The following is a 22275-nucleotide window of genomic DNA, read 5'->3' on the forward strand; positions in this document are numbered from 1 at the left end:
CCGAACTCAGCAGTGAAACGATGCATCGCCGATGGTAGTGTGGGGTTTCCCCATGTGAGAGTAGGTCATCGTCAAGATTAAATTCCGAAACCCCTGTTTGCTAACGCAGACAGGGGTTTCGTTTATGTAGAAGTCCATGAATTTCATCGGCACGTTGCTAAAGCAACGCTCCGGTACACAGAATTTCTTGACGACCATAGAGCATTGGAACCACCTGATCCCATCCCGAACTCAGCAGTGAAACGATGCATCGCCGATGGTAGTGTGGGGTTTCCCCATGTGAGAGTAGGTCATCGTCAAGATTAAATTCCAGAACCCCTGTCTGCTCATGCAGACAGGGGTTTTGTCGTTTAGAGGGTTTATGAACTCTGTAAGCGAGCAGCAACTACGCCTACCCAACTCCAAAATCATGTTCATGGCACTGACCTGCTTTAAGAGCACGACGCAGGTAGTAGGGAAGAATTTTTACTTCTAAATCTTGTACGACAACCTTTGGTCGGTTTCCTACGTAAAAGGGCGATTCATCCCACAATTCCCTAAGCTTTCCTTCAGCTTGGCCGAAAGCCTGATGAGCCATGCGTGCACCGAAATAGAGCGGCCCGAGACGCCGCCTATACCGTTACATGGAATGTTCCTCTCGGCACGCTCACCCCCATTTGGCAAAAAGAAGTCGATGAAATGAATCTCAAATTCAGTCATAAAATTCTGTTGGCCGCGTCAGGCGTTGTGGTTCTGGCCTTCGCGTTATTCACGCTTTACAACGATTACCTGCAGCGCAGCACCATCAAACAGAATCTGGAGTCGTCTATCCAGCAGTCCGGTGAGCTCACCGCGAGTAGTGTGCAGAACTGGCTTAGCGGTCGAATACTGGTGCTCGAAAGTCTGACGCAAAACGTTGCCCATCAGGGTAGTGCTGCTGATCTTCCAGGGTTGGTCGATCAACCGGCGTTCACCTCGAACTTCCAGTTCACCTACGTTGGCCAAACCAACGGTGTGTTCACCCAGCGCCCGGACGCAAAAATGCCTGACGGCTACGACCCTCGTCAGCGTCCCTGGTACAAGCAAGCCGTGGCTGCGGATAAACCCATGCTCACGCCGCCCTATATGGCCGCCGTGGGTGGGCAGATCGTAACTATCGCTATGCCGGTGAAAAAGAACGGCGAGTTGCTCGGCGTGGTCGGCGGAGACCTGAGCCTGCAAACCCTGGTGAAAATCATCAATTCGGTGGACTTCGGCGGCATCGGCCATGCGTTTCTGGTCAGCGGCGACGGCCAAGTCATCGTAAGTCCTGACGAAGACCAGGTGATGAAAAACCTCAAGGACATCTACCCAGGCACTAACGTCCGTATTGAGAAAGTTAATCAGGACGTAGTTCTCAAGGGCCAGGATCGCATCCTGTCGTTCACACCTATCAGTGGCTTGCCCGGGGCAGATTGGTATATCGGCCTGTCGATTGATAAAGACAAAGCCTACGCACCGCTGGGCAAATTCCGTACGTCTGCATTGATCGCCATGCTGATCGCCGTAGTCGCGATTGCCGTGCTCTTGAGCCTGCTAATTCAAGTGTTACTGCGGCCCCTGACCACCATGGGTATTGCCATGCAGGACATTGCCCAAGGTGAGGGCGACCTGACCCGCCGCTTGACGGTCACCAGTAAAGACGAGTTCGGTGAAGTGGGCAGTGCGTTCAACCGGTTCGTGGAGCGAATCCACGCCTCGATTTCCGAAGTGTCTTCTGCAACACGTCAGGTGCATGACCTGTCTCAGCGTGTGATGGCGTCATCCAACGCCTCGATCATCGGTTCTGATGAGCAAAGCGCACGCACCAACAGCGTGGCCGCCGCAATCAACGAACTGGGGGCTGCCACCCAGGAAATCGCGCGTAACGCCGCCGATGCTTCACAGCACGCCAGCGGTGCCAGCGAGCAGGCTGATGATGGGCGTAAAGTGGTCGAGCAAACCATCCTGGCAATGTCGGAGCTGTCGCAGAAAATCAGCCTGTCCTGCACTCAGATCGAAACCCTGAACGCCAGCACCGACAATATCGGCCACATCCTTGATGTGATCAAAGGCATCTCCCAGCAAACCAACTTGCTGGCACTGAACGCTGCGATTGAAGCAGCACGTGCCGGGGAAGCCGGACGCGGGTTTGCCGTGGTCGCCGACGAGGTGCGTAACTTGGCTCACCGTACCCAGGAGTCGGCTGAGGAGATTCATAAAATGATCACTTCGCTGCAAGTGGGGTCGCGTGAAGCAGTGACCACCATGAATGCCAGCCAGACCTCCAGTGAGGAAAGTGTCCAGGTGGCCAACCAGGCCGGTGAGCGCCTGGTCAGCGTAACGCAGCGAATTGTCGAGATCGACGGCATGAACCAGTCCGTCGCTGCGGCCACCGAGGAACAAACTGCCGTGGTGGAAACCCTCAACGTCGATATCAACCAGATCAACCTGCTGAACCAGCAGGGCGTGACCAACCTCAACGAAACCCTGAAAGACTGCGATGCGTTGTCGCAACAGGCCAATCGGTTGAAGCAGCTGGTCGATAGCTTCAAGATCTGAGCCGCTGAGTGTACGAGTAGGAGCGAGCCGGTTCGCTCCTACTGCTTACCCAGCAAGCGGCGAACATTGTCCAGCGCGCTGTCTGCGAAGCCTTGCACAAACTGCTCAAATCCTTCCTGTGCCGTCTCCAGGGGGTCGGCAATGATAGTCCAGGTTACCTTGGAGCAGTGTGCTCCAAGCGCTTCCACTTTGATTGCTGCCCACAACCTGGCCACGCCCAGGGTGTTGTAGATCGTGGTCCAGGTCATGTGCATCGCTTGCTCATCCCGGCTATTGAGTTGTTCTACGACGCGGTTGCCATCGCGGAAAAATTTCGTGCGTAAAGCGCCCACTCCGGTGCCGGTCATTTCGATATGCGTCAAGGAAGGGATGAACGCATCGAAGCCTGCAAACTGCCCCACTATGTTCCATAGACGGTTGGCATGGCAGTCGATCACCACAGAGGACACTATCGGCTGGCCGCTAGGGTTATGAATTAACGTATCGGGTTGCAGCGGTTTCATGAAGTTGTCCTGAAGCGGTTCAAAGAAAGCCGATGGCCTTGAGGTAGTTGCAGCCTTTACTCAGCAGTGCCGGGTCTTTTTCGGGGTATTGCTCACCCATCTGCTGAACGCCGCGTTGCGCGTTGTCATGGAGGATCATCGAGGTGTCACCGATGTCTTCATCCAGTCGATCAAGGTAAAACCCGAGTACACCAAACATCGCATTGTCCTGGCTTACCGTTCGCAGCGCCTGCTGCCAATGCGCAGTACTGACCCGCTCGAACCGGTGGCCCACCCGGTTGAATGCATCCAGGTAGTGCTCCCAGCTCAGTGGTTGCGGGTTATGCAGGTTGAATACGCTTCTATCGGCTTGAAAGCGATTGCAGTGGAACGCAATGAAGCGAGCCAGAAAGTCCACGGGCATCAGGTCGAAATTCAGGTCCAACCTCGGCAGCAAGCCCAACTGCAGCGACCCCTTGAGCATCAACATCAGGCGATTCTTTTGTGGCTGGCAGATACCGTTATGGCTGTTGAAGCTGATATTTCCAGGGCGATGGATGTTCACCCAGGCTCCTTGCTCCACTGCACGTCCCAGGACCCGCTCGGCGACCCACTTGGACAGGTTGTAGCCATTTCGGATGTACAGCGGCAGGGTGGCTGCCGCCGGAGCTTCGAGCACATGCCCCGTCGTGCCGATGCTGCTGGCGGCCGACAACGTCGATACAAAGTTGAAGACTTTCTTGCAGCGGGTTTCGCACAGGCGCAGGCATTCGAATATGGGGTCGACGTTGTCCCTGGCCAGTGAGGCGTAGTCCAGCACGTGGTTGACCCGTGCTGCGTTGTGCACCAGCGCGCCAAAGTCTGCGGCGAGTGCGTCATACGCGTCACAGGCCAAACCCAATCGCGGCAGGCTGACATCGGCGGCGAATACTCGTACGCGGCTCAAGTCCAGATGTTCCAGTTGGTAGTCACGCAACGCCTGGGTAAAACGAGCCATCGCAGGACTCCCCGGCAAGTCACGCACCAGGCACGCCACCTCGGTGGCACCGGCGTTCAACAACGCCTCGACAATATGGACGCCGACGAAACTGTTGGCCCCCGTCACGATCACCTTGTGCGGATTGCCTGCGCGGTCCCCTTGCAACGGATTGATTTCCCACTCCCGTTGAGCGTCCATGGCCGCTTGGGCAGAGGATGCGTCTGGCAGTTCACCATCCTCCATCAGCGTTGCGAGCGTACGAATAGTCGGTACTTCAATGAAATGGCTCAACGCGAAACTACGGCCAAATTGCTCGCGAACGCGCAACAACAGCGTCGACAGCAAAATCGAATGGCCGCCCAGTGCAAAGAAGCTTTCATCGATGGGCAACTGGCGGGTGGGCAAGCCCAGCAGCCCACCCCAAAGGTCGCTCAATCGCGCTTGAAGCGGCGTATGCGCGGCGCCGGGAGTGGCCTGCAAAATGGGGAGGAAGGGGCGCGACAGCAGCCCCTTGCGGTCGACTTTGCCGTTGTCGCTGTGCGGCATGGCTGGCAGTTCCACCCAGAAACCAGGTTGCATGTAGTCCGGTAGCCACTGGCGCGCATGCTGCTGCAAGGCCACCAGCGAAGCGTTGAGTTCGGGCTGGGCGACAAAGGCGCAGATCCTGCTTTCATGGTCGATCACCACGGCCAGCTCGCGATACAGCCTGTTGCTGCGCAGGCATTGTTCAATCTCCCGGGGGTCGACCCGAAAGCCGCGGATCTTTACCTGATCGTCGCGACGCCCACCCAGCACAATCCCTGCGGCGGTCCACTGCGCGAAGTCGCCGCTGCGGTAGGCCCGCAGCCTTTGGCCGCCCGGCACCAGCAGTTCGACGAACGGGCTGTCAGCCTGCCGCGGCGCATTCACATACCCCAGGCTCACTCCGGGCCCGACGATGTACAACTCGCCCATCACCTGTTCATCCACTGGTTGCAGATCGTCATCGAGGATCAGCACCTGGCTATTGGCGATGGGGTAGCCGACATTACGATTATTGTCATCGGGGGCGAACGTCCGGTGCGTAATCAGTACCGTGGTTTCGGTGGGACCATAGAGGTTGTGCAACTGACACCGTCCTGCCAGCCGCTCGATTACATGGGGTTCGCAGGCATCGCCACCGGTGAGCAGATGCGTTAGGCCGAGGGGGGGATCCGGCGGCAGGATGTTGAGCAGCGCAGGCGGCAGGAAGGCATGAGTGACGCGTTGTCGGCGGAGCAATTCCACCAGTTGCCCAGGGTCGCGTCGCTGCTCCTCACTGGGTACGATCAACTCGGCGCCGGCAATCAGGGCGGGGAAGATTTCGATCAATGACGAGTCGAAACCCAAGGGCGAAAACTGCAGGACGCGGCTCCGTTCATCCAGTTTCATGCAGGACCCGAACCAAGCGGTGAAATGCGCCAGGTTACCTTGGCTGAGCAGCACACCCTTGGGCTGGCCCGTACTGCCCGATGTATAGAGCACCATGCACGGCATATCCGAGCAGGGGCGATCGTGCATCAGCGAGGATGAGGAGTTGGCGTTGTGCGCCTCGACTGTGCTGACATCCAGTGAAATGAAACACTCCCGTAATGGATGTTGGCCGGCATCCAGCAATACGTGGGCCCCAGCGTTTTCGAGCATGGCCCGATGGCGTTGTGTGGGTTGATCAGGTCCCAGTGGCAGGTACACCGCGCCACTGCCCAGTACGGCAAGAATGCTGGCATACAATTCCACGGATTTTTCCAGGCATACACCGATCACCGGTGGCGCCTCAAGCGCCTCCAGCAGCGGGCGCAATCGCAGCTGAATCGCCATGGCCTGTAGGTGCAGTTGGCGGTAGGTCACGGTGTGCCCCGCAATGTTCAGCGCCGGCCGGACGGCGAACAGGACAAGGCTGGCCTGCACCCGTTCGATCACCGGTACCTGGGCTTCCTGGATCAGGGCAGGGTTTGCCGTACGATTGAATCGATGCATAAATGCCAACGGCTCAAGCCCGTGCAGGCCGTGCTCGGGCCAGTCAGTGGCAATCGCGCGTGTAGAGAGAGACTCGGGGTCACGTGAGAAGCCACTGACTAGCAGTGCGACCCAATCCACCAGCGCGGTTGTTGCCTGCCGACGCAATCGCTGGCCGTTGCCACTGGGCTCCTCGGCGATGTCCAGCACGGCGAACAAGCGTCGGCCATGGTCATAGGCGCGCACTTGCAGCGCAGACAACCCACCGTCGCTCAACGGGCCAATCCCCAGGCGCAGACTTATACAGGTGGTTTCGCCCACGTCATCCGGCAACGGCAGGCTGCCGTCTTCAATCCACAGGTCGGTGGCCTCATCCCCTGAAACATGGCCGTACTGTTCCAGCATTGGCCTGATTTCGCCCAGTGCCTTGCTTGTGCCGCACCAGCCGATGGTCAGGCACCTCATGGCGACACCGACAGGTAGTCGCTCAGCACCTGCCCCACACTCGGCGTTTGCAGCAAGCCGCTGTGTTGCAGGAAGCCCATGATATTGCCCATCAACGGGTGCTGGCGGGTGATGGGGAACGCCAGCGCTGATATTTCATCGCGCAGCACACCGCGCAGGCGCTCGCTGATGTCCAGGTGTTCGATCAGGCGCAGGTCGAAGTTTTTCTGCAGGTCGTTGGTCAGGTAATGCGTCAGGAATGTCGGCAGTACGTGAGCGATGCTGTCACGGTCATCCGGGCTCGCGGCTTGCCAGTAGATGCGCACCAGCCGCGTCCAGAACTGCGCGTGGCGACCTTCGTCAAACAGGTGGTCGTCCATCAAGCCTCGTATGGAGGCCTTGACACTGCGGTCCTTGGAAAACGCTGCGACATCGTGGGTCACGGTGTTTTCGGCGATGGCTACGCCAATCAGCTCCACAGCGTCGCTCAGGTGTTCCGGAGCCTGCGCCTGCGCCGCCGGCAGCGCGCGACTCAGTTCGATATGCCCGGGCAGGTCAATCGGTTGTATGCCCGTCATTGTGACAGTCTGTTGCATGAAATCCAGGGCCACCAAGGCGTGGTAGTCCTCGTCCACCACAACCGTCATCGCATCAACGCGACAGGCAAGCGGGAAGGGCAGCGAGAAGCGATTCTTGGCAATGCTGCGCGCGGTCTTGTCGACGATTTCGGTTTCGAAAATCACCACATCGTGGATGAACTTATAGAAGCTTTGCACCAGCACGAAGTCGCGCCATTGCGAGCAATGTTCCATGAAGGTCGCGTTGAGTACCAAGGGCTGACGGCACAGTGGGTAGATCAGCTTGTCGTCGTCTTCCAACAGGCGACGAGGGCGGGTTCGGATGGTGGCGCGGCGTTCCCAGTCGTCGGCGATGGTGGTGTATCCGGCGGTATTCATGGGTGTACCTCGTGCAGCGCGGCGCGCACCTCGTCCCAGAACGTGATACGGCTTTCTACGGCGGCAAGGGCTGCGTCATGGGCCTGTTGCGGATAAGCCGGGTCTGCACCCACCAGGCGTTCGAGCAGTTCTTCAGCTGCTGGCCCGTGATGCTCAGTGTCCAACTCGATGTGGCGCCTGAAGTAGCCACACAAGGCTGGTGCCTGGCGATGGATGAGCGTATCGGGCTGCAGGAGGTGTTCGAACATACTTGGGATGACACGCTCACGCCCATGAAGGAATGCAGCTGCTACGCAATGGGTAGGGGCTTGCAGCGCAATGTGCAGCGTGGCGCTGACGAAGCGCGCGGCCCCAGCAGGAACATCGGCCATGCGCAGGGCCGTGCTTGCTTCCACGCCCTGGTGCTGCAGTGCAATGAAACGGTGTATCGCCGAGGTGCTGGCGCCGACTTCGACCATGGCTTCCAGGTACCACTCGAAGTGGCTGCAATGGCCTTGCCTGGGGTGTGAGTCTGATTCTTCGCCCAGCACAATCTCATTGATCAAGCGTGCTGCTTGCGGGTCGGCCGGTGGCAGCCAGGGTAGGCGAGTGCAGGTCAGGTCCTGCTGCAGGCGTTTGGTGAGCGTCATGAAGTCCCAGACAGCGAATACATGGTTTTCCATGAATAGTCGTAACTTTTCCAGCGAAGTTATTTCCAGAAATAACGGATGGCTGCACAACAGCCGTTTTCTTTGTTCCAGTAAAGGTGGGTACATAGTTGATGCCTATAAATTATTGCGTCGCCGCTAAAACAACGTTGGGCTTTTGTATGCCGCAAAAAGATAAGAAAGATGTAAACCAGGCTTTGCGCGCACGCGCGCTCACGCAAGTGGGACTGCACGGTCGAATTAAGTGGCTGGTTTAGTGATGAAAGATAATAAGCGGGTTAAACAAGTTGGCGAGTATATGAATGCATTAGATGTTTTTCTAAATAATATAAGCTGTCGGTAACTTACTTTATAAGAGTGGGAAGTTTCTTCTGCGCGGGGCGCTACTTGGCCAGGTAGGGCACCCCGCAGTGCTCGACGGGCAAGCCGAGCGACCTGACGCCTTGTTAGAGCGTCTTCTTTGCGGCGGCGTCCAGGTCATTGAGATAGGTTGTGATCACTTCCATCCCGCGCATCAAGTGATTACGCAGCGTCAGGATGCTTTCCTCGACCTTCTTTTGTGCCACCAGGTTCAGCAGTTCACGGTGGTCTTCCTGGGAAGTCTCGCCCAGCCCCATCGCCTCGAGGTTGAAACGCAGGAAGCGCTCCTCCTCATTCAGTCCGTGCTCCACCAGCTTGAGCAGCCGCTGGTTGGGGGCCTTGCCATACAGGGTCATGTGGAACAGGCGATTGAGACGGCCAATCTCGGTGTAGTCTTTTTCCTGTTCCAGGGCACAGATGAGCGTGTCTGCCTCGGCGATATCGGCTTCGGTCAGCAAGGGAATCGACAAACGCAGCGCTTCAGACTCCAGCAACATTCGCAGCTCATAGGTCTCAGCCGAATTGTCTTCGATCAACGGTGCAACCACGGCGCCCTTGTGGGTGACTACATGCAGCAGTGACTGGGCCTCCAACTGACGCAAGGCTTCACGCACCGGCATGCGGCTGACCCCGAACAGGCTGGCCAGCTCCTGCTGGCGCATGGCGGTACCGCAGGGCAAGCGGCCATCAAGGATGGCATTGCGCAAGGTTTCTTCAATCACGGAGCGAGCAAGATGGGCGGGAATAGGGCCGGTGATCTTGATGCTGTTCAACGGGTTCGGCTTCTGCGTCACGGTTACGCTATCCTCCTTATTAAAATAGGGGTGCTAATTGGATCCAATGCACACTAGAGGCTGCCCATAGGGCTTGTCAAACGGGCACGGTTTCGGCTTGTAAGCGTTTCAACGCGCGGCTCCGGCGGCCCACGCGCGGGTTTTGCCGAGTCTGACACGCCACTGACGTGTTGCGACATTACCGCATATAGATATTCTTTAACGGTATTTAAATTGCCGTTCTTATATCTATAAAGTCACTCTCCTGTCTGACCGGGAGTGAACTCATGTCCGCCACCTCTACTGTTCCAACAGCGACCCTTGCCGCCCAAACGTTCGAGATTCGACCACTGCCCGGCAGCGTCGGTGCCGAGATTGTCGGCCTGGATTTGTCCCGGCCAGTCAACGACCAGGATTTCGCCCGCATTCATCGCGCGCACCTGGATCACCACGTCGTGGTGTTCCGCGACCAACGCATCACCCCCGAACAACAGATCGCTTTCAGCCGCCGCTTTGGCGTCCTGCAGATCCACGTGCTCAAGCAGTTCCTGCTGGCCAACCACCCGGAAATCCTGATCGTCTCCAACATCATCGAAAACGGCCAATCCATAGGCCTGGGTGACGCAGGCAAATTCTGGCACTCGGACCTGTCCTATAAAGAGCTGCCGAGCCTGGGCTCGATGCTTCACGCCCAGGAGCTGCCGTCGGAAGGCGGAGATACCCTGTTTGCCGACATGCACAAAGCCTGGGACCAACTGCCCGAGCACCTGCGCAAAGCTGTTGAAGGCCGCAGTGCCGCGCACTCTTATACCGCGCGCTACAGCGAAACCAAATTCGAAGGCAACTGGCGTCCGACGTTGACGCCCGAGCAGCTTGCCCAAGTCGCGGAAGTGGTTCACCCCATCGTGCGCACCCACCCGGAAAACGGCCGCAAGGCGCTGTTCGTCAGTGAAGGCTTCACCACCCGCATCGTCGGCCTGCCGGAAGACGAAAGCCGCGACCTGCTGGCCCAGCTCTACGCCCACAGTGTGCTGCCGCACAACATCTACCGCCACCAATGGCAGCCCCACGACTTGGTGTTCTGGGACAACCGCTCGCTGATCCACCTGGCCGCCGGTTGCCCGAGCCATCTGCGCCGCAAACTGTTTCGCACCACCATCCAGGGCGACGCGCCTTTCTGATTCGGAGCATGACCATGTCCAGGAAAACCCCATTTGCACGGCTGGCCGCGACCGTCGGCCTCGGTGTCAGCCTGTTGGCCGGCAGCCTGGTGGCGCCGACGGCTGCGCAGGCCGAAGGCGAGATCCGCATCGCCGAACAGTTCGGTATCGTCTACCTGCTGCTTAACGTAGTGCGCGACCAGAACCTGATCGAAAAATACGGCAAGCAGGAAGGTCTCGACATCAAGGTCGACTGGACCCAGCTGTCCGGCGGCGCAGCGGTCAACGACGCACTGCTCTCCGGCTCGATCGATATCGCCGGTGCCGGCGTCGGCCCGCTGCTGACCATCTGGGACCGCACCCATGGCAAGCAGAACGTCAAGGCCGTGGCCTCCCTGGGCAACTTCCCCTACTACCTGGTCAGTAACAATCCCAAGGTCAAGACCATTGCCGACTTCACCGACAAGGACCGTATCGCCGTGCCGGCGGTGGGCGTGTCGGTGCAGTCGCGCTTCCTGCAATACGCCGCCGCCAAGCAATGGGGCGACAAGGAATTCAATCGCCTCGACAAGTACACCGTCGCCGTCCCGCACCCGGATGCCACCGCTGCCCTGATCGCCGGCGGCACCGAACTGACCGGGCACTTCTCCAACCCGCCGTTCCAGGACCAGGCCCTGGCCAACCCTAACGTGCATGTGGTGCTGAACACCTACGACCTGCTGGGGCCGAACTCGCCAACGGTGCTGTTCGCCACCGAGAAATTCCGTAACGACAACCCGAAGACCTACAAGGCATTTGTCGAGGCGCTGACCGAAGCCGCGCAATTCGCCCAGAACGATAAAGGCGCTGCGGCCGACACTTACATTCGCGTCACCAAGGCCAAGATCGACCGCGCCGAGTTGCTGAAAATCATCGACAACCCTCAGTTCGAATTCAGCGTCACGCCAAAAAACACCTACCCGCTGGCGGAATTCCTCTACCGTGTCGGCGCCATCAAAAACAAGCCTGAATCGTGGAAGGACTACTTCTTCCAGGATGCCAAGCCCCTGCAAGGAAGTTGAGATGAACGCGCCCTTGCAAGGCCACACGGCCAGCAACCTGCACACCGCCGCACCATTGCTGGCGGTGGATAACGTCAGCCTGGAATACCGCACCCCCGAGCGCGTGGTGCGCGCCACTCACCAAGTCAGCTTCGAGATCGACCCGGCGGATCGCTACGTGTTGCTCGGCCCATCGGGTTGCGGCAAATCCACACTGCTCAAGTCCATTGCCGGGTTTATCAAACCCTGCGAAGGCGAGATCCGCCTGCTGGGGCAAAAGGTCGAACAGCCGGGCCCGGACCGCATCGTGGTGTTCCAGGAGTTCGACCAGCTGCCGCCGTGGAAAACCGTCAAACAGAACGTGATGTTTCCGCTGCTGGCGTCGAAAACTTTGCCGCGTCGCGAAGCCGAAGAACGGGCGCTGCACTACCTCGACAAAGTCGGCCTCTGCGCCTTTGCCGACGCTTACCCGCACACCCTTTCCGGCGGTATGAAAGCCCGCGTGGCCATCGCCCGCGCCCTGGCCATGCAGCCGAAGATCCTGCTGATGGACGAACCCTTCGCCGCCCTCGACGCCCTGACCCGACGCAAGATGCAGGAAGAATTGCTGCTGCTCTGGGAAGAAGTGCGCTTCACCCTGCTGTTCGTCACCCACTCCATCGAAGAAGCGCTGGTGGTGGGCAATCGCATCCTGCTGCTGTCGCCGCATCCGGGGCGCGTGCGCGCGGAAATCCACAGCCATCAATACGACTTGCACAGCCTCGGTGGCGTGGAGTTCCAGGCGTCGGCGCGGCGGATTCATCGCCTGTTGTTCGATGAAGCGCCCGAGGCCGAACGTGAGTTGGGTTTCGCCGACATCCGCATCGCTTACTAAGGGGACAACCCAATGCGCCAGGAATACGAAATCAACCTTGAGCCGCTGCTCAGTGTCCCCATTGAACGCGAACTGCCCCTGCGCCAACGCCTGTGGCAGCAAGGCTGGCTGCGCAAGGGCCTGATCCTGATCGTGCTCGCGATCCTTTGGGAAGCCGTCGCGCGCTACCAGAACAACGACCTGCTGCTGCCGAGTTTCCTGCAGACCTTTCACGCGCTCTATGACGGCCTGCTCAGTGGCGAACTGCTGGGCAAGGTGAGCATCTCGCTGGTGGTGCTGATCAAGGGCTACCTGATCGGTATCGTGCTGGCGTTTGCCCTGACCACCCTAGCGGTGTCCACGCAACTGGGCCGTGACCTGCTGAGCACCCTGACCTCGATGTTCAACCCACTGCCGGCCATTGCGTTATTGCCGCTGGCGCTGCTGTGGTTCGGCCTGGGCCAGAACAGCCTGATTTTCGTGCTGGTGCATTCGGTGTTGTGGGCGCTGGCGCTCAACACCTATTCCGGGTTTCTCGGTGTGTCCGAAACCCTGCGCATGGCCGGTCGCAACTATGGCCTCAAGGGCATGCGTTTCGTGTTGTTCATCCTGATCCCGGCGGCACTGCCGTCGATCCTCGCCGGGCTGAAAATCGGTTGGGCCTTCGCCTGGCGCACACTGATCGCCGCCGAGCTGGTATTCGGTGCGACCAGCGGCAAGGGCGGTCTGGGCTGGTACATCTTCCAGAACCGCAACGAGCTGTACACCGACAAGGTATTCGCCGGCCTGGCGGTGGTGATCCTGATCGGCCTGCTGGTGGAAAACCTGGTGTTTGATACCTTCGAGCGGCTCACCGTGAAGCGTTGGGGCATGCAGCGCTGATACACCCAGCCTGCTACGATTGCGGCCAGCTCACTCCCGACTGATCACGAGTGCTTGGCATGCAACTACCCGACATGAACCTGTTGGTCGCCCTCGACGCCTTGCTCGACGAGGGCAGCGTGGTGGGCGCCGCGCGGCGGATGAACCTCAGCCCGGCGGCCATGAGCCGTACCCTCACACGTATTCGCGAAGCGGTAGGCGACCCGATTCTGGTGCGCGCCGGTCGCGGCCTGGTGCCGACGCCCAAGGCCTTGCAGTTGCAAGGCCAGGTGCGCAACGTGGTGGAGCAGGCGGCGTTGCTGTTTCGCTCGGCGGATCAGGTTGATTTAAGCACCTTGCGCCGTCGCTTCAGTGTGCGCGCCAATGACTTTTTCATCGGCGTGTATGGCGGTCGGCTGTTTGACACCATGGAGCGCATGGCGCCGCTGTGCGAGCTGTGTTTCGTACCCGAAGGCGACACCGATGATGAAGCGCTGCGTGAAGGGCGGCTGGACCTGCGCGTGAGCAACACCATGCCGGTCACCCCGGAAGTGAAGGTGCAGAACCTGTTTTCCACCACCTTCGTGGGCCTCGCGCGGGAGGACCATCCGTTGTTTGACGACGAGATCACCGCCGCGCGCTTCGCCAGCTATTCCCATATCAGTATCTCGCGGCGTGGCATCGCCCGTGGGCCGATCGACACCGCGTTGAATGCCCAGGGCCTGGAGCGGCGGGTGGCGATGATCGCCCCGGGGTTTCACGGTGCGATGTTCATGTTGCCCGATTCCGACCTGATTCTGCCGGTGCCCAAGGAAGCCCTGTTGAGCGCCAACCGCTTGAAGCTGCCACTGCGCGCGTTTGCGTTGCCGATCTCGCTGCCGACGTTGGTATTGGCCCAATCCTGGCACCCGCGCTTCGACAAAGACCCGGCTCATAAGTGGCTGCGCGAGACGATGCGTGAGAGCTGCCACGCCACCTGGCTGGAAGCTCAACCCACCTAAACATCAAGCGTACACAGGGCAAATGTGGGAGGGGGCTTGCCCCCGATTGCGTTGGATCAGATAGAAAATCTGTGTCTGGCACACAGCAATCGGGGGTAAACCCCCTCCCACATGTAGATTTGTGCCGGTTTCAGGATTGTGTGTGGTGCAGTTATAAGCTGCCAATAAGTAACTTTTTGTCATGCATGTGCCTGATTAAACTGCTCGGGTATTTCTAATCCCGAGCTGCCTGTTCATGACTTCCCTCGCTGCCCCCACCCTTGCGGCCGCAGCCAGACCCACCGCCATCACCCCGCCTGTATTTGGCCCGCGCATCATCATCGGCCTGGTCGGCGTGTTGCTCGCGGTGCTGGTGTCCGGCCTCAACGAGATGGTCACCAAGGTGGCCCTCGCGGATATTCGCGGCGCGCTGTACATCGGCTTTGACGAAGGCACCTGGCTGGTGGCCGCGTACACGGCCACCTCCGTGTCGGCCATGGCCTTTGCGCCCTGGTGTTCGGTGACGTTTTCCCTGCGGCGCTTCACCCTGTGCGCTATTGGCTTGTTCACCGCACTGGGGATCCTGTGCCCGTTTGCGCCGAACTACCAAAGCCTGCTGCTGCTGCGTACCGTCCAAGGCCTGGCCGGCGGTGCCTTACCGCCGATGCTGATGACCGTGGCGCTGCGCTTCCTGCCGGCCAACGTCAAGCTGTATGGTCTGGCTGGCTACGCACTTACCGCCACCTTCGGGCCGAGCCTTGGCACGCCATTGGCGGCGCTGTGGACTGAATATGTCGGCTGGCAGTGGGCGTTCTGGCAGATCGTCGGGCCGTGTCTGTTGGCCATGGCCGCCGTGGCCTACGGCTTGCCGCAAGACCCGCTGCGCCTGGAGCGCTTCAAGCAATTCAATTGGCGCGGCCTGTTGCTCGGCTTTCCGGCGATCTGCATGCTGGTGATCGGCATTCTGCAGGGCAATCGCCTGGACTGGTTCGAGTCGGGCCTGATCACCTTCCTGCTGTGCGGCGGCAGCGTGCTGCTGGTGCTGTTCATGTTCAATGAATGGTCGCACCCGATGCCGTTCTTCAAGTTGCAGATGCTCGGCCTGCGCAACCTCGCGTTTGCCCTGATCGTGCTGGCAGGCGTGCTGATGGTGCTGACCTCGGTGATCATCATCCCCTCGAGTTTCCTCGCCCAGGTCCAGGGTTATCGCCCATTGCAAACCGCGCCGGTGATGCTGCTGATGGCGCTGCCGCAATTGATCGCACTGCCGCTGGTGGCGGCGTTGTGCAACCTGCGCTGGGTCGATTGCCGCTGGGTCCTGGGGATCGGGCTGGGGATGTTGGTGCTGTGTTGCGTGGGCAGCGCGCACCTGACCTCGGCGTGGATTCGCGACGATTTCTACGGCCTGTACCTGCTGCAAATCTTCGGGCAGCCCATGGCCGTGTTGCCGCTGTTGATGCTCTCCACCGGCAGCATTCAACCGGCGGATGGGCCGTTCGCCTCGGCCTGGTTCAACACCGTCAAAGGCCTGGCCGCCGTGATTGCCACCGGCGTGCTGGATGCGCTGACCACCCAGCGCCTGCACTTTCACTCGACCATGCTGGTGGACCGCCTGGGTAACTCGCCGCTGGCCGACGGCGATGCGCCGGGCCTGGCCCACCGCCTGCACGAGCAGGCCGTGGTGCTGACTTCTTCGGATCTCTATTACGTCATGGCCGCTGTCGCGGTGGCGTTGATCCTGCTGATTTTCTGGATGCCCACGCGGATTTTTCCGCCTCGCGCACCGACCTAGCCACAAGGACTTCCCATGAAACGCAAAGACAAAATCGCCGTCTCCGTTATCGCCGTGTTTGCTGTCGGGGTGCTGGTGTACCTGGTCGCGCCCGGCCTGTTGGGCAACAAGCGCCAGGCCACCAACGACGCCTTCGTCGCCGCCGATTTCACCCTGGTGGCGCCACGTGTGGCGGGCTTTATCAAGGAAGTGCTGGTGGAAGACAACCAGCGCGTCAAGGCCGGCCAACTGTTGGCGCTGATCGACGACCGCGATTTTCGCGCCGCCGCCCAGGCCGCCGACGCCGACACCCTGGTCGCCCAGGCCCAGCTGAAAAACGCCACCGCGACCCTGGAGCGCCAAACCTCGGTGATCGCCCAGGCCCAGGCCACCGTGGCGGCAGACCGCGCCGAAGTGGCCTTCGCCGAACATGAACTGAACCGCTACAACCACCTCGCCGGCGTGGGCGCGGGTACCGTGCAGAACGCCCAGCAAGCCAAGACCCGCATCGACCAGGCCAACGCGCGCCTGGCCAACGCCACCGCGGTGCTGGCGGCCGAACGTAAGCAGGTGGAAATCCTCACGGCCCAGCGCGATGCAGCCGAAGGTGGACTCAAGCGTGCCCAGGCCGCGTTGGAAATGGCCAGCTATCAGCTGTCCTACACGCGCATCGTCGCGCCGGTGGATGGCATGGTTGGTGAGCGTGCGGTGCGGGTCGGTGCCTATGTGACCCCTGGCAGCAAGATCCTCGCGGTGGTGCCGTTGGCCGAGGCCTACGTGGTCGCCAACTTCCAGGAAACCCAGCTGTCCCATATGCACGCGGGCCAGGCCGTGCAGGTGCGGGTCGACAGCCTCGACGGGGAGTTGCTCAACGGCCACCTGGAGAGCCTCGCACCGGCGACGGGTGTGACCTTCGCATCGGTCAAGCCGGACAACGCGACCGGCAACTTCACCAAGGTGGTGCAGCGTATCCCGGTGAAAATCGTCCTCGAACCCAACCAACCGCTGACCGAGCGCCTGCGGGTCGGCATGTCGGTTGAAGCCAGCGTCGACACGCAGCCGGTCAAGCAGCGTGAGGTGGCCCAGCAATGAGACACCTTGCCTGGTTCACCCTGAGTGTTATCAGCCTGAGTGCCTGCACTGTCGGGCCGGATTTTCAGCGCCCGCACACGCCGCAAGCCACGCGGTGGAGCGAACCTCAAGGGCGACAAGCCGCCAGCCGAGCAGTGAGTGATCCGCTGCAAGAGCGCTGGTGGGACGTGTTCCACGACGAGCAACTGTCGGCCCTCACTCGCCGCGCGCTGACCGATAACCTCGACCTGAAGCTGGCCAGCAGCCGCCTGCAACAAAGCCGTGCGGTCCGCCAGGTGACCACCGCCGAGCGTTATCCCACTGTCGACGCCACGGGTGCCTACCAGCGCAAACGCAACAGCGGCAAAGGCTTGAACGACCCCTCCGGCGAAAACGGCCGTTCCGCGTTCAACCAGTGGGACGCGGGGTTCTCGGCGTCTTGGGAGCTGGACTTCTGGGGCCGCGTCAAACGCGAAACCGAAGCCGCCGATGCCACCCTGCAAGTGGCGGAAAACGACCGCCGCGCCGTGCTGTTGTCGGTACTGGCCGAGACCGCCCAGGACTACATCCAGCTGCGTGGCGTACAGAACACCCGCGCGGTGACCGAGCAAAACCTCGACGTCGCCCGCCACAGCCTCAAGCTCTCGCAACTGCGCCTGGCAGACGGCGTGGCCACCGACCTCGATGTCGCCGAAGCCGCCGCCCAGGTCGCCGCCATCGAAGCGCGGCTGCCGGATCTGCAGCAACGCCAGGACCAGTTGATCAACGCCCTCAGCCTGTTGATGGGCGAGCCACCCCAGGCTCTGCACGCGCAATTGTCCAAGGACGCCGCCGTACCGCAGGCCCAACGCCAGGTCGCCATCGGCCTGCCGTCGGAGCTCGCCGAACGCCGTCCGGATATCCGCCAGGCCGAGGCGCGCCTGCACGCCGCCACCGCCAGCATCGGCGTGGCCAAGGGCGATTTTTACCCGCGTATTACCTTGTCCGGCAGCCTCGGTTCCCAGGCCATGCAACTGTCGGATTTCGGCTCCTGGGGCTCTCGTGCGTTTGCCTTCGGCCCGCAAGTGAGCCTGCCGCTGTTCAGCGGCGGCCGCCTGCAAGGCATGCTGGACCTGCGCGAAGCCCAGCAACAGGAAGCGGCCCTGGCCTACCAGCAAACGGTGCTGCGTGCCTGGCATGAAATCGACGACCAACTGACCCGCTACAACGCCAGCCAGCTGCGCCGCGACAGCCTCGCCGAAGCCGTGCGCCAGAACCAGATCGCCCTGACCACCGCACAGCACCAATACGTTGAAGGCGTGGTGGATTTCGTCAACGTGCTCACCGTGCAAAGCGCGCTGCTGGCCACGCAGGAGCAGTGGGTCGAGAGTTCTACCGGGGTGTCGTTGGCGATGGTGGGGTTGTACAAGGCGTTGGGGGGCGGGTGGGAGTCGGTCTACCCAGTGGCAATGGCTCAGCATTGAAATTGGAGTATCCGATGTAGGACCGTTCTTGATTTTTGCTGCCTTAAACCTTGGTGAACCTTGATCGTTAAGCTTTCAGTCCGATTATTACCTGTGAGTCTTTCCGATGTCTGTCATCGAAAACCCCTACGCGCCTCCACAAGCTGATCTGCGCACTCCAGTCTCCGCCATCCAACCTACATTCTTCGTGGTCGCGCCGCGCAAGCTGGTCCTGATGGTGTTGCTGTCCCAAGGTTTTTATCTCTTCTACTGGTGTTACCAGCAGTGGGCCTGCTATCGGCGGGCTACTGGCGCAAAGGTGTTGCCGCTGGTGCGAGCGTTCTTCTCGGTGTTTTTTCTGTATTCGCTGGTGATGAAAATCAGGCAGAAACTGGCGCTTGACGGTACGCCGTACCGCTGGTGGCCGCGAGCCATGGCGCTGGGGCTTATTGCGTGTGGGTTGTTACCCTTTACCTACGTTTTTTTCGTCACCGCCATGACGGCAATGAAGTTGAGCGTGTGCTTGATGATCGTGCAGGTAGCGCTGTTCGTGCAGGTGCAAGGCGCGGTGAACCTGATCGAGGGCGACACAGATGGCGAGGCGAACAATCGCCTGACTTGGGCTAACGCAATCTGGATCGTTATCGGGCTGGGCATGTGGAGCTTGGGCTTTATAGGGGCGTTTCACGAGCAAGGGCTGTCGTGATTGTCCTCAGGGCGCAGTGTTTTTTAAGACTGCAAAAGCATAAAGATGACAACGTCTTGCGTTGAACAACCTTCCTGTAGTTCCAGGCTGATCAGTTTGAACAGGATGACGATGTCTTGACTTTTCATGGGGCTCCAAAAGCGAGTGTCCTCTGTCCGCGGACAGAGGACACTTTCCTGCACAGGGTTGACACTCATGTCAACGGTTTTGCAAAAACACCACATACCCCCGAAACCACTCACTCCCCTGCAAATACCCCGGCTCCTCCCACTCCCCACCCTGAATCAAACCGATCTTGAACGGTAGCCCCATCCGGTTCATCCGTGGCAAATACGCCGCGTAATCCGGAATGCTCTGGCGGCCCTGATAGGTCTGCACCACCACCTCATCCACCACGCCTTTGAGCTGGCTGATGGCGGTGGGGTCGGCGTTGCTGCTCCAGTCCATCAGGCCGGTGATACTCAGTTTCAGATCGGCCGGCAGGCGCTGGCGCAGGTCGCGCAGGAAGTCGGCGTATTCGTGCAGGTATTGGGTGCGGGCGTCGAAGTCGATCTGGATGCCGACCACTGGGTTGCCTGCGTCGCGCCAGCGTTGTACCTGGCCGAGCAGTTGGGTATAGACCTGTTCGGGCCAGTGCAGGGTGTGGGCGCGGTAGACCACCCAGACGTCGCCGCGGGTGAGGCGCGGTACGCTGATGCCTTGGGCGATCAGCTGCACACCGCGCTGGGGCGCGCGGCGGGTGGCGTTGATCTGGCCCTGGAGGATGTACAGGGTCTTGGCCTGCTTGAGTACCGGCTGCGGCGTGACGCCGCTCCACAGCCAGAAGGCGTCGTAGTCGCGGGCATCGACGGCACCGAATGCCGGGCTTGCCAGCAACAGCAAGCCCAGCCACAGGTGTTTCACCAGTAATACTGCAGCGATTTGCCCCACTGGGTGTCGGCGAAACCACTTTTCAGCTGGCGGAACCAGGCTTTGCGCACACCGGGTTCGACGTCCTTGCCGCCACAGCTGTTGTAGCCGGCCGGCGCGTAGCAGTTGATGGCGCGGAACAGGGCGTAGGCCTTGTCGTTTTTCGGCGCCTTGGCGTTGCCGATGACCTGTTGGTAACCGTCGAGCCGCGAGAAGGTTTCACCCTTGAAGTCCGAGGCGGTGCTGCCCAGGCTGCCGGCGGCGCGGGCCTGCTCCAGAGGCATGCCGTCCAGGTTGTTGCGCAGGATGAATTCGCCGAAGCAGTTCAGGGCCTGGGGGTTCTTCGCGTCGGTCTGCAAGGTCGCTGCGGTTTGCGCGATGCTGGGGCAGGCGTAGCCGGATTCGGCCTTGTCGCCGTTCCACTGGAACAGCTTAAGCGTCTGGCTGGCGCTGTAGACATAACCCAGGCTGGTGCCCAGCTTGTCCTCGGGGGCCTGGGCCGGCAGTTGCTTGAGGTCCTCGGCGAACGTGGCGAACTGGCCGCGCAGCAGGTCTTTGTAGAGCAGCACGAATTGCGCGGTCTGGCGTTCCAGCGGATCGCTCGCCTGGGCGATCTGCTGGCGCAGCAGTTCAGGCCCGGCAACGTTGCGCAGCAGGATGTAGCGCACCTGCCTGGCACTGATCGGCGAATCGCTGGCGAACACCTTGGCCAGTTGGCCGCTGCGCTCGTAGTTCATGGCCAGTGCCAACTCCAACTGGTCGCGTTGCAACGGCAGCTTTGCCAGTGGCAACAATTGCAGCCACAAGGCCTCGGCGCCTTTCCAGTCTTGCTTGGCTTCCAGGGCCAGGGCGCGCAGGGTCTGCTGGCTGAAGGCGAAGTAATTCAGGCTCGACGGCACGCTTTGCGGCAACTGCTTCAAGGCAGCGTCCGGTTGATGCTCGATGTACAGCGCGCACACAGCCAGCAGGTAGTCATAGAACTCTGGCTCGCTGGCGAACGCGGCCTTTTGCTTCTCGAGGTCGGCGCGGCTGAGGGCTGGCTGGTTGCCGCCGCGCATCACCATCAGGTCGCTGACGAGCTGAATCATCGGGGTCTTGACGGTATCGCTGTTGACCATCAACAGCTTGAGGTCAACTTCTTCTACCAGCTCATCCTCAGACACATTGCGCTGTTCGTCGGTGGCCGTCAGTGCCCAGGCGAACGCGTCGGCGAGCTGGGTGTTGTCATCGGCCAGCCAGTACACCCGGCGCAGCAAACCGTGGGCCGAGGCCGCGTATTCGCCCTGTGGGTAAGTTTTCAGGTAGGCGTTGAAACCCTGCTCGGCCGTGGCCAATGCGGGCTTATCCACACGGTCCAGGTGCGGTACGCCGTCTTCGTCATAGGTGTTGGCCTGGGCCTGGTTGAGCGCTGTGCGGGCGGTCATGTACAGCGCGGTTTCCTTCAGCCACGGCGACTGTGCACTGCCGACGCCAGCAAAGCCTTGCGCGGCCTCGGCGAAGCGGCCGCTGTAGAAATCGGCGGCGGCTTGCAGGTAGGTGCGAAACAGTTGGCCGCCGGCTGACTGGATCTGCTGCGCTTCGGCGATCACCGGGCCATCCCAGGTGCAGGTGGTGAGCAGTTGCAGCCGCGCCTTTGCCAGCAGCGCGCGCTCGTCCGCCGGCATGTCGGCCTTGACCACTTGGCGGATAAACGCCGTGGCGCTGTCATCGTCGTTGCTGCGGCAGCGGCTGCCTTCGCCATTGAGGAACGCTTCGCCAGCGGTTTTGTATTCCTCGCGCTTGATACCCAGGGGCGTCAGCAGGGTGTCGAGTTCGGCAGTAGGCGAATCGTCCGAGTCGGGCTCAGTCTCTGCGCTGGAGGCAGCGGCCAGGCGATACACCGGGAACGGCACCGGGCCGAAACCCTGGGCCAGGTCATCTTCGCTCAACGCTTTGGGCGCCAACGGCGCGGCCTTTTTGTCGGCCAGCAACAGGCGCAGGTTGGCCCGGCTGTCATTGCCTGGGCTCAGGAACGGCACGTTGTTACAAGGGTCCAGGCTGTCACGCGAGACACGCCAATCGGGGTAGCACGAATCGTCGGAACTGGCCTGGGCCTGCTGGGAAATACCGGCCAGCAGGGCCAGTGCGAGGGGAGATAGAAAACCGATGCGCATGACGTGTCCTTGATCCTGGGTCCTTGGAGGGCGGCAATCATAACGTGTTCCTACGCAGGCTTCGGTGAAGCCCTACACAAATTGCTGATTTGTCGGGCGGGAATAGTGGCAATTAAATCTTGCTGCCCTAGACTGCGGTGATCTTCAGGGAGAAG

Annotated in this window: 17 protein-coding genes and 2 rRNA genes; 12 read left to right on the plus strand and 7 right to left on the minus strand. The window is 60.5% G+C overall.

What is annotated here, in order from left to right; genetic code table 11:
- The 3 genes from rrf (PspCFBP13509_RS32250) to PspCFBP13509_RS21940 all read left to right on the plus strand — a co-directional run.
- Positions 1 to 77 (plus strand): 5S ribosomal RNA (gene rrf, locus PspCFBP13509_RS32250); the annotation flags it as partial.
- Positions 78 to 186: 109 nt separating this feature from the next.
- Positions 187 to 302, plus strand: a 5S ribosomal RNA gene (gene rrf / locus PspCFBP13509_RS21935).
- 376 nt (positions 303 to 678) lie between these two features.
- The gene (locus PspCFBP13509_RS21940) at positions 679 to 2559 is read left to right on the plus strand and encodes a methyl-accepting chemotaxis protein (protein ID WP_027608051.1); all 1881 of its coding nucleotides are present in this window, start codon (positions 679 to 681) and stop codon (positions 2557 to 2559) included.
- Positions 2560 to 2597: 38 nt separating this feature from the next.
- Here the strand turns inward: PspCFBP13509_RS21940 and PspCFBP13509_RS21945 are convergent, their stop codons facing one another.
- The 5 genes from PspCFBP13509_RS21945 to PspCFBP13509_RS21965 all read right to left on the minus strand — a co-directional run bounded on the left by PspCFBP13509_RS21945 (position 2598) and on the right by PspCFBP13509_RS21965 (position 9195).
- Positions 2598 to 3062 (minus strand): SRPBCC family protein, encoded by a 465-nt coding sequence (locus tag PspCFBP13509_RS21945; protein ID WP_065924664.1) that lies wholly within the window; start codon positions 3060 to 3062, stop codon positions 2598 to 2600.
- Positions 3063 to 3081: 19 nt separating this feature from the next.
- The gene (locus PspCFBP13509_RS21950) at positions 3082 to 6459 is read right to left on the minus strand and encodes an amino acid adenylation domain-containing protein (RefSeq protein WP_137212680.1); all 3378 of its coding nucleotides are present in this window, start codon (positions 6457 to 6459) and stop codon (positions 3082 to 3084) included.
- On the minus strand, positions 6456 to 7394 hold the full coding sequence (locus tag PspCFBP13509_RS21955; RefSeq protein ID WP_137212681.1) for a diiron oxygenase: 939 nt from the start codon (positions 7392 to 7394) through the stop codon (positions 6456 to 6458). The genes PspCFBP13509_RS21950 and PspCFBP13509_RS21955 overlap by 4 nt, the downstream gene beginning before the upstream one ends.
- Positions 7391 to 8149 (minus strand): DUF3050 domain-containing protein, encoded by a 759-nt coding sequence (locus tag PspCFBP13509_RS21960; protein WP_065924667.1) that lies wholly within the window; start codon positions 8147 to 8149, stop codon positions 7391 to 7393. The genes PspCFBP13509_RS21955 and PspCFBP13509_RS21960 overlap by 4 nt, the downstream gene beginning before the upstream one ends.
- A gap of 338 nt (positions 8150 to 8487) precedes the next feature.
- On the minus strand, positions 8488 to 9195 hold the full coding sequence (locus PspCFBP13509_RS21965) for a GntR family transcriptional regulator (protein ID WP_137212682.1): 708 nt from the start codon (positions 9193 to 9195) through the stop codon (positions 8488 to 8490).
- A 266-nt stretch (positions 9196 to 9461) separates the two neighbouring features.
- On the opposite strand from PspCFBP13509_RS21965, the gene PspCFBP13509_RS21970 reads away from it, so the two are divergent.
- The 9 genes from PspCFBP13509_RS21970 (at position 9462) to PspCFBP13509_RS22010 (ending at position 19058) form a co-directional block, all read left to right on the plus strand.
- Positions 9462 to 10355 (plus strand): TauD/TfdA dioxygenase family protein, encoded by an 894-nt coding sequence (locus tag PspCFBP13509_RS21970; protein ID WP_065947098.1) that lies wholly within the window; start codon positions 9462 to 9464, stop codon positions 10353 to 10355.
- 14 nt (positions 10356 to 10369) lie between these two features.
- Positions 10370 to 11395, plus strand: a complete 1026-nt coding sequence (locus PspCFBP13509_RS21975) for an ABC transporter substrate-binding protein (RefSeq protein ID WP_065924670.1) — start codon at positions 10370 to 10372, stop codon at positions 11393 to 11395.
- 1 nt (position 11396) lies between these two features.
- Complete coding sequence (locus PspCFBP13509_RS21980) at positions 11397 to 12248, plus strand: ABC transporter ATP-binding protein (protein WP_065924671.1); 852 nt, start codon at positions 11397 to 11399, stop codon at positions 12246 to 12248.
- A gap of 12 nt (positions 12249 to 12260) precedes the next feature.
- Entirely contained in the window at positions 12261 to 13109 is an 849-nt protein-coding gene (locus PspCFBP13509_RS21985; RefSeq protein ID WP_065924672.1) for an ABC transporter permease, read from the plus strand.
- A 59-nt stretch (positions 13110 to 13168) separates the two neighbouring features.
- Positions 13169 to 14089, plus strand: a complete 921-nt coding sequence (locus PspCFBP13509_RS21990) for a LysR family transcriptional regulator (protein ID WP_027608061.1) — start codon at positions 13169 to 13171, stop codon at positions 14087 to 14089.
- Between the two features lie 235 nt (positions 14090 to 14324).
- The gene (locus PspCFBP13509_RS21995; RefSeq protein ID WP_065924673.1) at positions 14325 to 15860 is read left to right on the plus strand and encodes an MFS transporter; all 1536 of its coding nucleotides are present in this window, start codon (positions 14325 to 14327) and stop codon (positions 15858 to 15860) included.
- A gap of 15 nt (positions 15861 to 15875) precedes the next feature.
- Positions 15876 to 16931 (plus strand): HlyD family secretion protein, encoded by a 1056-nt coding sequence (locus PspCFBP13509_RS22000; protein ID WP_137212683.1) that lies wholly within the window; start codon positions 15876 to 15878, stop codon positions 16929 to 16931.
- On the plus strand, positions 16928 to 18373 hold the full coding sequence (locus tag PspCFBP13509_RS22005) for an efflux transporter outer membrane subunit (protein WP_137212684.1): 1446 nt from the start codon (positions 16928 to 16930) through the stop codon (positions 18371 to 18373). Before PspCFBP13509_RS22000 ends, PspCFBP13509_RS22005 begins: the two co-directional genes overlap by 4 nt.
- 106 nt (positions 18374 to 18479) lie before the next feature.
- Entirely contained in the window at positions 18480 to 19058 is a 579-nt protein-coding gene (locus PspCFBP13509_RS22010) for a hypothetical protein (RefSeq protein WP_065924676.1), read from the plus strand.
- 198 nt (positions 19059 to 19256) lie between these two features.
- On the opposite strand, the gene PspCFBP13509_RS22015 is transcribed toward PspCFBP13509_RS22010, so the two are convergent.
- Complete coding sequence (locus PspCFBP13509_RS22015; RefSeq protein WP_074848298.1) at positions 19257 to 19961, minus strand: DUF3142 domain-containing protein; 705 nt, start codon at positions 19959 to 19961, stop codon at positions 19257 to 19259.
- Positions 19958 to 22120: an outer membrane assembly lipoprotein YfiO gene (locus tag PspCFBP13509_RS22020; RefSeq protein ID WP_074848300.1), complete on the minus strand. Its 2163-nt coding sequence runs from the start codon at positions 22118 to 22120 to the stop codon at positions 19958 to 19960. The genes PspCFBP13509_RS22015 and PspCFBP13509_RS22020 overlap by 4 nt, the downstream gene beginning before the upstream one ends.
- Positions 22121 to 22275: the final 155 nt, after the last annotated feature.

The sequence above is a fragment of the Pseudomonas sp. CFBP13509 genome, assembly GCF_005233485.1.
GTDB lineage: Bacteria > Pseudomonadota > Gammaproteobacteria > Pseudomonadales > Pseudomonadaceae > Aquipseudomonas > Aquipseudomonas marginalis.